Raw genomic sequence first — 12,150 nt, forward strand, 5'->3', positions numbered from 1 at the left:
CTACGATCGGTCAGGTGAGCGCCGACCTGTTTGTCTATGCGATTCCGTTGCGGACGCGGTTTCGGGGGATCACCGTTCGCGAGGGGATGTTGATTCGGGGAGAGTTGGGGTGGGGAGAGTTCTGCGCGTTTCCCGAATATGACGATCGAGAAGCGGCCGGGTGGCTGGCCACCGCTGTCGAACAGGTGACGGCGGGGTGGCCGGCGCCGGTGCGCGATCGGATTCCGGTGAATTGCACTGTGCCCGCCGTTGATGCGGCGCACGCCGGGCGAATTGTTCGAGAATCCGGTTGTGCGACAGCGAAAGTGAAGGTGGCCGATCACCCCGACTCGTTGGCCGAGGATGTGGCGCGGGTAGCGGCGGTGCGGGACGCGATCGGCGAATCAGGCGCTGTTCGGGTCGACGCGAACGCGGTGTGGGACGTGGAGACAGCCGTTCGACATATCGAGGAGCTCGACCACGCCGCTGGGGGTTTGGAATACGTAGAACAGCCGTGCCGAACCGTCGAGGAGTTGGCGCGGGTGCGCCGTCGGGTTTCGGTGCCGATCGCGGCGGACGAGTCGATTCGACGGGCTGAGGATCCGATGCGGGTGGCGGTGGCGGGTGCCGCTGATGTGGCGGTGCTCAAGTGCACCCCGCTGGGCGGGGTACGGCGGGCTCTGGCCGTCGCCGAAGCAGCGGGGCTGCCGACGGTTGTCTCGTCAGCGCTCGAGACCAGCGTTGGCTTGGCCGCGCAGCTGGCATTGGCGGGTGCGCTGCCCGAGCTCGAATTCGCCTGTGGGCTGGGCACTCTCGCGCTGTTCGACGGGGATCTCGTGGCGGAATCGCTGCTGCCGGTGAACGGCTGGCTGCCGGTACCGACAGCCCCACCGCAGCCAGACCCCGCCCTGCTCGACAAGTACCGCCACCCCGATCCCGACCGAGTCGACTGGTGGCTGCGCCGATACGAGCGAGTCAGCGCCCTGCTCGAGTTGGACGCTCACTCCAACGACTAACCGAACCGAACACCGCACCCAGCAAACGTCGCCCGAATCAACAACGCTGCCTCCGCCCCGATGACCCCATCGGCCAATTCGACGTACCGAGTACAGAACTCAGGCCCATGAGCCGCTTCCCCCGGATCCGGCGACAGATGATGGGCGAGTTCGTGCAGAACAACGAGTTCACGAAGCGCCCAAGCGGTCGAGCCAGTGTGGAGCGGGACGGCCAGAACAGCAGTCGCGGGCTCGTAGTGAGCCGCCGCGGATCCACCACGAGCGCGGACCCGAACCGAAACCGCAGCCCGCTCCCATTGCGCACGAACCCAATTCAGTACCAAGACCTTGTCGACATAGGACTGCACCGACTCGACGGAGGCGAAGCGCCGCTCCACCGGCAAGGTCAGCTGCGAACCGTAGACGTCGACCGTTCGATGCCCGAACTCATCAGCACGATCGAACACCCCGCGCACCAACTGTTCCCCGTCATAGACCTTGGCCCGCTGACCGTCGCGCCGTCGACCCGACTCAGCCTCGGACACAAGGCGTGCGGTCTTCATCTGCCGGTGATCTTTCCGCGAGCCGCGGGAAGCTCAGGCGAGGCACCCAAGCGCGCGGTTCTGCCTGCTCGGTCCCCCGCTCGGCGGGCCGCGGCGGAATGCCCGGTGGAGGTCTGGGGGCCACGCCAGGTTCCGCGAGCTTCGGAGGTGGCCGTATAGAAGTCGGTGAGGGCTACTTCTTTGTCGCGCAGAGCCACGGCTGTTCCGGTCGATTCGACGACGGATTCCTCGGCGACGACTTCGGCTTTCACCTCCGCCAATCGAGCACCGATCCGAGCGGCGAAGGCCATCTGAAAGTTCAGCCGCGCGGTAACCCCTGCCACCGGGACCTCCACCTTGCGACGAACAGCACGTCCGAAGCGCTTCTCGGTGACGACCTTCACGACCGTGGCCTCGCGATAGGCGCCGGATTTGATGTAGTGATCGGACGCTCGGACCATCTGGATGAGCAGGCTCGCGTACAGGGCTTCGCAGGTGTCGATGTCGGCGGCGAAGCCGTAGGCGTAGACCTGAGCGGACGTGCGGGCGACATCGCAGCGAACGTCGTTGGCCGTAGCGATCGCCACGAACAACTGAACATAGGTACGCAGCCCTTTTCGGCCGGGTTCGCCGATCGGGATGATCCGCTGCACCGGCGCCGACCTGCGCTCACGCGAGGCGACATGCGAGCGCGCCACCGCGAGATCGATCGACGATTTCGTCGCCAGCCGCTGGGCCGCGGCGAGGAACGCTTCGGCCTCGTGCGCGTTGTCGGTGGACTCGGCCTTGCGCAGCAAACCACCGATGCGGGTGAGCATCCGATCGGGTGTAGAGGCTGTCGAGGGACTTGTCACAACCATTGACCCTAAGCCACCCCCCTGACACCAAATCTGTGTAAGTCTATGCCCGTTCTCGGCCGCCTCGATCTGGACTGACCGAAGGGTGCGACGAAGGAGTGCCCGTAGGGAGGGAAGATCGAGGCCCACAGGGCCGAGAACACGCGGGCCCCGGCCCGCCACAAATACTGTATGTTGCCTGTTGCACCGCACGGTGTGCTGCTGCTCACGTCTTGACCCTGGAGTGTCTGCGATGGCCTTGAAGTTTGTCCCCAGAGCGACGATGGCTGCTGCCTCGATCGCGTTGCTCACCGCAACGTTCGCCAGTGGTTGCTCCAGTGACGACGGTGGCAACGCGCTCGACCAGAACCTGACGGGCCGCGGCCCGATCACCTACGTCGAAGGTAAGGACACCACCGAAACCGGTGTGGTCAAGCAGCTCATCGACCGGTGGAACGCCGCGCACCCGAACGAGCAGGTGACGTTCAAGGAGCAGTCGGCCGACGGCACCCAGCAGCACGACGACCTCGCCGAGCACTTCCGCGCCAAGCAGGACGGCTACGACGTCGTCGCCCTCGACGTGAAGGACACCCCCGAGTTCGCCGCGAAGGGCTGGGTCCAGCCGCTCGAGGGCAATTTCGCGATCGACACCGCGCCGCTGCTCGCGCCCACCGTGGCCAGCGCCACCTACAACGGCAAGCTGTACGCGGCCCCGAAGAACACCAACGGCGGCCTGCTGTACTACCGCAAGGACCTGGTGCCCAACCCGCCGAAGACCTGGACCGAGATGCTCGGCCAGTGCCAGGTGGCCCGCGAGAACAACATCGGCTGCTACGCCGGTCAGCTCGCCCCCTACGAGGGCCTGACCGTGAACACCGCCGAGGTCATCAACGCCTTCGGTGGCAGCTTCGTCGGCGCCGACGGCAAGACCCCCACCGTGAACAGCCCGGAGTCGAAGGCGGGCCTGAAGGTCCTCGTCGACGCCTACAAGAACGGTGACATCCCCAAGGAAGCCATCACCTTCAAGGAAGGTGAGAGCGCGAGCGCGTTCGAGTCGGGCAAGCTGCTGTTCCTGCGCAACTGGCCCTACCTCTACGCCCAGGCCTCCGCCGACGGCTCCGTGGTGAAGGACAAGTTCGGCGTCGCCCCGCTGCCGGGCAACACCGGCGTCGGCGCCTCCGCGCTCGGCGGCTACAACGCCGCGATCAGCGCGTTCTCCAAGAACAAGGCCACTGCCGCCGACTTCGTCCGCTACCTGATCAGCGAAGAGGCGCAGCAGATCATCGCCTCGGGTTCGCTGCCCTCGGTGCGCACCTCGCTCTACGACGACCCGGCTCTGATCGCGAAGATGCCGTACCTGCCCGCGCTGAAGGAATCCATCGCAGGCGCCGTGCCGCGTCCGGTGACCCCGTTCTATCCCGCGGTGTCGAAGGCCATCCAGGACAACGCTTATGCTGCACTGACCGGTGCCAAGTCCGTCGACGACGCAGTCGCGGGCATGCAAAAGGGCATCGAGACCGCCGGTTCGTAGCGGTACGCGCAGCGGACCCGACCAGACCGTAGGAGAGTAGAAACGGTGTCGGATCCTTCGGGAGCCAAACAGCGCGGGCTAGCGCTGGACCTGCGACAATCTGGCAAGGCGTGGCTTTTCGTCGCACCTGTGCTCGTCGCACTGGCCGTGGTCATCGGCTATCCGGTGGTCGAGGCGATCTGGATGTCCTTGCAGAAGGACTCCGGCATCGACCCGGCCACCGGGATGTTCGTCGAGGGCGGCGGCGCCGGCTTCAGCAACTACACGCACTGGCTGATGCAGCAGTGCGGGTCGCTGATGGGCACGGTCTCGTGCCCCACCGGCACGCTCGGATCGCAGTTCTGGTCTGCGGTCGGGATCACCCTGTTCTTCACCGTGATCACGGTGTCGCTGGAGGCCCTGCTCGGTCTCGGCATGGCCATGGTGATGGGCAAGACCTTCCGCGGCCGGGCGATGCTTCGCGCCGCCGTGCTGATTCCGTGGGCGATTCCGACCGCGGTCACAGCGCGGTTGTGGGAGTTCATGTTCCAGTACGACGGTGTGGTGAACCGGGTGCTCGGCACGCACATTCTGTGGACCTCGGATGTGTGGGCCTCGCGGTTCGCGGTGATCGCGGCCGACGTGTGGAAGACCACACCGTTCATGGCGCTGCTGATTCTGGCCGGGCTGCAAGTGATCCCGACCGATGTGTACGAGGCCGCCAAGGTCGACGGCGCGTCGGCCTGGCAGCGGTTCGTGAACATCACGCTGCCGCTGCTCAAGCCGGCACTGCTGGTGGCGGTGCTGTTCCGCACGATGGACGCGCTGCGCATGTACGACCTGCCCGCGATCATGACGCTGGGTAACCCGTCGACCAACACGCTGTCGATCCTGGTGGTCGAGCAGGTGCGCCAAGGTCCCAACAGCGCCGCGGCGCTGTCGGTGATCACGTTCGCACTCGTCTTCGGTATCGCGTTCGTCCTGGTGAAGGTGCTCGGCGCCAACGCTGTTCGCACGCAGGAAGAACAGCGGAAGGCGAACTGATGAGCATCTCGATGACGAAAGAACCTGCCGCCGAGTCGAATCCGCTGCCGGTGCAGCCGGTGTCGTGGCGCAAGCGGTTCGGCACGGTGCGCCTCTACCTCGGTGTGGCCATCGTGCTGGTGTGGGGCCTCGGACCGTTCTACTGGATGGCCGTGGTGGCGTTCCGCGATCCGGCCCACACCTTCGACAGCACCCCGTGGCCCACCCACGTGACGCTGGAGAACTTCCGCAACGCCTTCGACACCAGCCGCGGCAACGACTTCGGCAAGGCGCTGCTCAACAGCGTGATCATCGGTTCGGCGACCACCGCCATCGCGCTGCTGCTCGGCGTGCTGGCGGCCTACGCGCTGGCCCGGATGACGTTCGCGGGCAAGTACCTGATCTCGGGGCTGATCCTGTCGGCGTCGATGTTCCCGGCCGTGGTGCTGGTGACGCCGCTGTTCCAGCTGTTCACCGATCTGGGCTGGATCGGCCAGTACCAGGCGATGATCATCCCGAACATCTCCTTCGTGCTGCCGATGACGGTCTACATCCTGGCCTCGTTCTTCGCCGAATTGCCGTGGGAGCTCGAAGAGGCCGCGCGCATCGACGGGGCGAGCAAGTTCCAGGCGTTCCGGCTGATCATGCTGCCGCTGGCGGCACCCGCGGTGTTCACCACCGCGATCCTGGCGTTCATCGCCGCGATCAACGAGTACCTGCTGGCCCGGCTGCTTTCGGGTGATGACACCAAGCCGGTGACGGTCGCCATCGCGAGCTTCTCCGGCAACGATCCGCTGGTGCAGCCGTACGCGGCGATCATGGCGGCGGGCGTGATCGTCACCGTGCCGCTGGTGATCATGGTGCTGATCTTCCAGCGTCGCATCATCTCCGGTCTCACCGCGGGCGGCGTCAAGAGCTGACCTGCCGGGTTCTGGCGCTACTGCCGGGTAGAGTCGCCTGCACCGATATCGACATCGGTGCAGGCGAGTTTCTCCCTTGCTCCGAAAGGAGATGGCGTGGCCTCCCAGCGCGGGCGCGGGCGTTCCGATGGGGACGTGCCGTACACCTCGATAGCCGGGTTCCGCGATCCGCTGGCGAGCGAGCAGCAGCCGCGCAAGGGTGCCGCTCGACGCGCTCAGGCCGCGCGACTCGCCGCCACCGACGGGCCCGCTGACAAGGGCGCGGCGCGGCGGGAACAAGCGGCGCGCCTCGGCACCGAGAACTTCGAACGCCCACCGCGCACCAGAGGCCAGCGCATCCGGCGGCTGCTGCTCGCGCTGTTCCTGATCTTCGTGTGTGTGCCCGCGCTGCTGTTCGCGGCGGTGTACTGGAGTTCGGAGATCCCCGAACCGGCCGAGGTCGCGGTGGAACAGCCCGCCACCGTGCTGGCCGCCGACGGCACCACCGTGTTGACGAAGTTCATTCCGCCACAGGGCAATCGGATTCCCATCCCGCTGACCGAGGTGCCGTATCCGGTGCGCGACGCCGTGCTGGCCGCCGAGGACCGCACCTTCTATACCAACGCCGGCTACTCGACCAGCGGCTTCGTGCGCGCCGCCCGCGACAATCTGTCCGGTCAGGACAACGCGGGCGGCGGCTCGACGATCACCCAGCAGTACGTGAAGAACGCCTTCCTCAGCTCCGAACGCACCGTCACCCGCAAGATGCGAGAGCTGATCATCGCGGCCAAGATGGCGCGGCAGTGGAGCAAGGACGAGATCCTGTCCGCCTACCTCAACACCATCTACTACGGACGCGGCGCCTACGGAATCGCGGCCGCGGCGAAGGCCTATTTCGACAAGCCGGTGCCCGAACTGACCCTCGCCGAGGGCGCGGTGCTCGCGGCGGTGATCCGCTCGCCCTCGGCGCTGGATCCGGAGAACCATCTCGACCAGTTGCGGGCGCGCTGGCAGTACGTGCTCAACGGGATGGTCGAGATGAACGTGCTCGCGCCCGGCGACCGTGACGCGACGCCGTTTCCGCCGATCATCGCGCTCGACGATGTGCCGGCGGAAGTGGTCGCGCTCGGACCGGAAGGCCACATCCGCACCCAGGTGCTGCGCGAACTTCGGGCCGCCGGCCTCGACGACGCCGACATCAATACGGGCGCACTGCAGATCACCACCACCATCGATCCCGCGGCGCAGGCGGGCGCGGTCGATTCGGTGCGTGCGCGGTTGTCGTGGCAGCCACCGGAACTGCGCTCGGCGGTGGTGTCGATCGATCCGCGCAGCGGGGCGGTGCGCGCCTATTACGGCGGCGAGGACGGCACCGGGTTCGATTTCGCGCAGGCACCGCTCCAGACAGGTTCCGCGTTCAAGGTTTTCGCGCTCGTCGCCGCCCAACTGCAAGGCATTCCGGTGACCCGGGCGATGGACAGTTCGCCGATCACCGACCGCGGTACCGAGATCACCAATGTCGAGGGCGACTCGTGCGGGCGCTGTTCGCTCGCCGAGGCGCTCAAGCGCTCGCTCAACACCAGCTTCTACCGGCTCACCATGACGATGGCCGACGGTCCGCGCTCGGTCGCCGAGGCCGCGCACCTGGCGGGCATCCCCGAGCACATTCCCGGCGTCGACGGCGTGAGCCTCACCGAACCGGACGGGTACCCGCTCAACGGGATCGTGCTCGGGCAGTATCTGGTGCGGCCGATCGATATGGCGTCGGCGTACGCGACGCTGGCCGCCTCGGGGGTCTATCACCAGCCGTACTTCGTGCAGAAGGTGAGCACCGGCGACGGCCGGGTACTGCTCGACCGTGGCGGGCCGGAAAGCCGTGTGGGCAGGCAACTCGCCGAGCCCGAGCAGCGCATCACCGCCGCCGTCGCCGATACCACCACCTCCACGATGCTGCCGATCGCCAACTACTCCAACGGCCACGGCCTCGCCGACGGCAGGCAGTCGGCGAGCAAGACGGGCACCACCCAGTTCGGCGAGACCAAGCACAACAAGGACGCGTGGATGGTCGGGTACACGCCCTCGCTGTCGACCGCGGTGTGGGTGGGCACCGAGAACCCGCAGCCGCTACGTAACGGGCGCGGTGGGGCGATCTGGGGTTCGGGACTGCCCGCCGACATCTGGAAGCAGACGATGGACTCCGCGCTGGCGGGGACACCGGTCGAACAGTTCGAGGTGCCGCCGCTGTCGAGCCCCCAGCTGGTGCCGTCGCCGGGTACCGGGACCGCGCCGCCGCCGGGCGGCGGCTTCGACATCTTCGGCCCGCCGACGAGTTCGCCGCGCCCCGCGCCGCCACCGTTGATCATCATTCCGCCCGCGCCGACTCCCGGGGTGCCCGGCGAATTGTTCCCCGGGCTCGGCGGCGCCGGGCCGCCGTAGATCACGAGTTGGCGCAGCCGCACCCGACTGGCCCGGCGGCATGGCAACATCGTTGCCCAGAGCGCGAACCGCCCGACCAGGGGTCGAATGATCCCGGCGCGGAACCTGTCGGACCGATACGAGAGGATGTGCGGTCGGTACCGACATGCGACGACACTAGACATAGGGGCTACGCAGGTGGATTTCAATGTCGTTGACCGTCCCGAGACGTTGATCGCGGGCACGGTGCTTCGCAGCCCGGCGCTCGCCGTCGAGGGGCCGCGCCGCGCCAAAGTGGTCGAGGCGTGGGCGCACCTGCGGGCGAGGACGTTACCGGGGCCGGTCGCGACGGGCTATGTCGATTTCGCGCCGGAGATCAATTCCTACCTCACCCACATCGTCGGCTACGAGTGCAAAACTCTGGCCGACCTGCAGGTGGGCGATGTGCTCGGCCGGATTCCGGCGGGGCGCTACGCGCGCTTCGTGTCCAGCGGCGACAACCTCGGCGACACCATCGTCGCGCTGTGGCGCCAGGTGTGGGACGCGGAGGCCGCGGGTGAATTCGTGCGCGCGTATACCGGCGACTGCGAGCAGTATCCCGACGAGCGCACGGTCGAGATCTTCGTTTCGCTGACCGAGGAGAAGGACAGCTGATGGCCGTTGATTTCGAAATCGTCACTCTCGCCGACGGGCTGATCGCGGGTCTCACCGTGCCGTTGGCCGGGCGTGAGGTGACCGCGCGCGATCTCGACCTGGTGAATTTCACCTGGGATCGGTACCTTTCGCGCGAGAAGGCCGTGCCACGCTCGGCGGCCTATATCGGCCAGAACGATCACGCGGTGGCCGTGCTCGGCTACGAGGTCGCCGGACTGGACGACATCGACGAAGGCGACGTACTCACCCGCATTCCCGCGGGCCGCTACGCCAAGTTCGTGGTCTCGGACAAGCCCTACGATCTGCTGCGCACCGCGTGGGCGCAGGTGATCAAGGCCGAGAACGCGGGCACCATCACCCGCTCGCACACGGCGGAGCTGGAGCGCTACACCGGTCCGACTTCGGTCGAGGTGTACGTCTCCCTGGATTGAAAAAAGCCGGTGTCGCACGAAAGTTCGTGCGACACCGGCTTTTTCGTTCAGTGATTAATCGGCACCGATGATGAACGCCTCGAGCTGAGTGCGCGCCACATCGTCGGCGATCTGCACGGGCGGGGACTTCATCAGGTAGGCCGAGGCCGGGATGACCGGTCCGCCGATGCCGCGGTCCTTGGCGATCTTCGCCGCGCGAACCGCGTCGATGATGATGCCCGCCGAGTTCGGCGAGTCCCACACCTCGAGCTTGTACTCCAGGTTCAGCGGTGCGTCACCGAACGCACGACCCTCGAGGCGGACGTAGGCCCACTTGCGGTCGTCGAGCCACTCCACATAGTCCGAGGGACCGATGTGGACGTTGCGGTCGTGGACCTTGCCCGCGAGCGCACCGGTGAGGTTCGAGGTGACGGCCTGGGTCTTGGAGACCTTCTTCGACTCCAGACGCTCACGCTCGAGCATGTTCTTGAAGTCCATGTTGCCGCCGACATTGAGCTGGTAGGTGCGGTCGAGCACCACGCCGCGGTCTTCGAACAGCTTGGCCATCACGCGGTGGGTGATGGTCGCGCCGACCTGCGACTTGATGTCGTCGCCGACGATCGGGACACCGGCGTCGACGAACTTCTGCGCCCAGACCGGGTCGGAGGCGATGAAGACCGGCAGCGCGTTGACGAAGGCGACGTTCGCGTCGATCGCGCACTGCGCGTAGAACTTGTCGGCCTCTTCGGAACCGACGGGCAGGTACGAGACCAGCACGTCGACCTTCGCGTCCTTGAGCGCCTTGACCACGTCGACCGCGGGCGCCTCGGACTGCTCGATGGTCTCGGCGTAGTACTTGCCGATGCCGTCGAGAGTGGGGCCACGCAGGACCGTCACGTCGGTCGGCGGCACATCGGAGATCTTGATGGTGTTGTTCTCGCTGGCGAAGATGGCCTCGGCCAGGTCGAAGCCGACCTTCTTCGCGTCGACATCGAACGCGGCCACGAACTTCACGTCACGGACGTGGTAGCTACCGAACCTGACGTGCATCAGGCCGGGAACGACCTGATTCTCGTCGGCATCCTGGTAGTACTGCACGCCCTGCACGAGCGACGATGCGCAGTTGCCCACACCGACGATCGCTACGCGGACTTCGCCGGATCCAACCTTGTTGACATCACTCATGGCCGCTCTTTCCCTCTTTCTGTGGTGCCGCCTTCGTTGATTGCTCCGCCGCAATCAACTCGTTGAGCCAGCGCACTTCGCGCTCGCTTGATTCCAATCCGAGCTGGTGGAGCTGGCGGGTGTAGCGATCCAGCGAGCCGCTGGCCTTCTTGATCGCTTCCCGCAGACCCTCTCGTCGCTCCTCGACCTGGCGTCGCCTGCCCTCCAGGATCCGCATTCTCGCCTCGGCGGGAGTGCGGCTGAAGAAGGCGAGGTGAACGCCGAAACCGTCATCGGTGTAGTTCTGCGGACCGGTGTCGGCGAGGAGTTCGGAGAACCGTTCCCGCCCGACCGGCGTGAGCCGGTAGACGCGGCGCGCACGGCGCGCGATCGCGCCCTCCGGAAGCTCCTCGGCGATCAACCCGTCGGCCTGCATTCGGCGCAGCGTCGGGTAGAGCGAACCGTAGGAGAAGGCCCGGAACGCTCCGAGCAGGCCCGTCAACCGCTTGCGCAGCTCGTAACCGTGCATGGGCGCGTCGAGGAGCAGGCCGAGAATCGCCAATTCGAGCACGGCCGACCTCACTCCCTGACTATGACGACCGAAGCCGTCGAACGAACCTAACCGATGGATGCGAGTTCCAACTATATCGGGCCGATATAACAACACACAATCCGATGACGTAGATCACTGCGTCATCTCTCGAGCCATGGGCGTGCCTATCCGAACCCGCTACTCTGGTGATCGTGCGAATTCAGCGGCAGGTGGTGGACTATGCGCTCCGGCGCAGGTCGCTGCTGGCCGATGTCTACGCGGGGCGGGTCGGCGTCGCGGAGGTGTGCGACGCGAATCCGTATCTGCTCCGGGCCGCGAAATTTCACGGCCGGGGCAGTGAGGCGACCTGCCCGATCTGTCGAAAAGAGCAGCTGACGTTGGTTTCCTGGGTGTTCGGCGATGGGCTCGGCCAAGCGGCCGGGTCGGCGCGCACACCCGAGGAGCTGATACGCATGGCAGAGTCGAACGAAGAATTCTCGGTGCACGTCGTCGAGGTATGTCGCTCGTGCAGCTGGAACCATCTGGTGCAGTCGTATGTACTCGGCACGGCCCCCGCGCCGGCTCGGCGGCGAACAAGTTCGCGAGCTCGGCGCTCTGCTGCCGAGTGATGGGCCGCCTGGTGATGAGGCTGCTGGGTGACGCGCGGCCCGCCCAAGTGATGGTGGCCACCGCGTGATGCGCCAATGTTCGGGGTGCACCTTCGCCGCGCCGGTACTCCGGCGCGGATGTCGTGTGCCCGAACCTTACAAGTTATGGAGATCTGGTCAGTGAGTTCGCCCTACGAACCCTCCCCCCACGGTGATGATCCGCGCGGCGGCCGCCCGGCTCGTGGTGCGCAGCCGGGTCTCCCCCCACAGTCGAGTGATCGGCCCGGCGGTCCGCCGCCGCGTCGACCGGTGCCACCCACAGGGCCACGCCCGCAGGGTGCGCCCGGTGGTCCCGCGCAGGGCGGGCGACCGCAGGGTGGTCCGGTGCCTGGTGGACGTGGTCCGCAGGGGCCGCCGCCCGGTCGTCAGCCGGGCCCGCCGCCGGGTGGGATGCCGCCGCGTCGGCCGGGTCAGCCGCCGCAGCGTCCGGGTGGACCGCAGGGCGGACCGGTGCCGCAAGGTGGTCCCGGCCAGGGCAGGCCGCCGCAGGGTAGGCCCGGGCAGCCCGGTCGTCCCGTCCCGC

General features: G+C 66.8%; 12 protein-coding genes. 8 read left to right on the forward strand and 4 right to left on the reverse strand.

What is annotated here, in order from left to right; translation table 11 throughout:
- Positions 1–14 precede the first annotated feature (14 nt).
- The gene (locus ACLJPD_RS09130) at positions 15–995 is read left to right on the forward strand and encodes an o-succinylbenzoate synthase (protein ID WP_410871423.1); all 981 of its coding nucleotides are present in this window, start codon (positions 15–17) and stop codon (positions 993–995) included.
- Here ACLJPD_RS09130 and ACLJPD_RS09135 read toward each other — a convergent pair.
- Both ACLJPD_RS09135 and ACLJPD_RS09140 read right to left on the reverse strand, forming a co-directional pair.
- Complete coding sequence (locus ACLJPD_RS09135) at positions 992–1,537, reverse strand: TIGR04338 family metallohydrolase (RefSeq protein WP_410871424.1); 546 nt, start codon at positions 1,535–1,537, stop codon at positions 992–994. The genes ACLJPD_RS09130 and ACLJPD_RS09135 overlap by 4 nt on opposite strands.
- Positions 1,534–2,334 carry a DUF2786 domain-containing protein gene (locus ACLJPD_RS09140; RefSeq protein ID WP_410871425.1) on the reverse strand — a complete coding sequence of 267 codons (801 nt, stop codon included), beginning with the start codon at positions 2,332–2,334 and terminating at the stop codon, positions 1,534–1,536. The genes ACLJPD_RS09135 and ACLJPD_RS09140 overlap by 4 nt, the downstream gene beginning before the upstream one ends.
- Positions 2,335–2,605: 271 nt before the next feature.
- Here ACLJPD_RS09140 and ACLJPD_RS09145 point away from each other — a divergent pair, with 271 nt between their 5' ends.
- The 6 genes from ACLJPD_RS09145 to ACLJPD_RS09170 all read left to right on the forward strand — a co-directional run bounded on the left by ACLJPD_RS09145 (position 2,606) and on the right by ACLJPD_RS09170 (position 9,284).
- Positions 2,606–3,883: an ABC transporter substrate-binding protein gene (locus ACLJPD_RS09145; RefSeq protein WP_410871426.1), complete on the forward strand. Its 1,278-nt coding sequence runs from the start codon at positions 2,606–2,608 to the stop codon at positions 3,881–3,883.
- A 45-nt stretch (positions 3,884–3,928) separates the two neighbouring features.
- On the forward strand, positions 3,929–4,906 hold the full coding sequence (locus ACLJPD_RS09150) for a carbohydrate ABC transporter permease (protein WP_410871428.1): 978 nt from the start codon (positions 3,929–3,931) through the stop codon (positions 4,904–4,906).
- A gap of 11 nt (positions 4,907–4,917) precedes the next feature.
- Positions 4,918–5,805, forward strand: coding sequence for a carbohydrate ABC transporter permease (locus ACLJPD_RS09155; protein ID WP_410871429.1), 888 nt, complete (start codon positions 4,918–4,920; stop codon positions 5,803–5,805).
- A 96-nt stretch (positions 5,806–5,901) separates the two neighbouring features.
- Positions 5,902–8,220: a transglycosylase domain-containing protein gene (locus tag ACLJPD_RS09160; protein ID WP_410871430.1), complete on the forward strand. Its 2,319-nt coding sequence runs from the start codon at positions 5,902–5,904 to the stop codon at positions 8,218–8,220.
- Positions 8,221–8,397: 177 nt separating this feature from the next.
- Complete coding sequence (locus ACLJPD_RS09165; RefSeq protein WP_410871431.1) at positions 8,398–8,853, forward strand: GyrI-like domain-containing protein; 456 nt, start codon at positions 8,398–8,400, stop codon at positions 8,851–8,853.
- A complete protein-coding gene (locus ACLJPD_RS09170) occupies positions 8,853–9,284 on the forward strand; it encodes a GyrI-like domain-containing protein (protein WP_410871432.1) in 432 nt (143 codons plus the stop codon). Before ACLJPD_RS09165 ends, ACLJPD_RS09170 begins: the two co-directional genes overlap by 1 nt.
- A gap of 54 nt (positions 9,285–9,338) precedes the next feature.
- Here the strand turns inward: ACLJPD_RS09170 and ACLJPD_RS09175 are convergent, their stop codons facing one another.
- Positions 9,339–10,448, reverse strand: a complete 1,110-nt coding sequence (locus ACLJPD_RS09175) for an inositol-3-phosphate synthase (RefSeq protein ID WP_410871433.1) — start codon at positions 10,446–10,448, stop codon at positions 9,339–9,341.
- The gene (locus ACLJPD_RS09180) at positions 10,441–10,998 is read right to left on the reverse strand and encodes a PadR family transcriptional regulator (protein ID WP_266295864.1); all 558 of its coding nucleotides are present in this window, start codon (positions 10,996–10,998) and stop codon (positions 10,441–10,443) included. The genes ACLJPD_RS09175 and ACLJPD_RS09180 overlap by 8 nt, the downstream gene beginning before the upstream one ends.
- Before the next feature lie 173 nt (positions 10,999–11,171).
- On the opposite strand from ACLJPD_RS09180, the gene ACLJPD_RS09185 reads away from it, so the two are divergent.
- Complete coding sequence (locus ACLJPD_RS09185; RefSeq protein ID WP_170112103.1) at positions 11,172–11,588, forward strand: DUF5318 domain-containing protein; 417 nt, start codon at positions 11,172–11,174, stop codon at positions 11,586–11,588.
- The last annotated feature ends 562 nt before the right edge of the window (positions 11,589–12,150 follow it).

The organism is Nocardia sp. A7 (genome assembly GCF_046549215.1).
Classification (GTDB): domain Bacteria; phylum Actinomycetota; class Actinomycetes; order Mycobacteriales; family Mycobacteriaceae; genus Nocardia.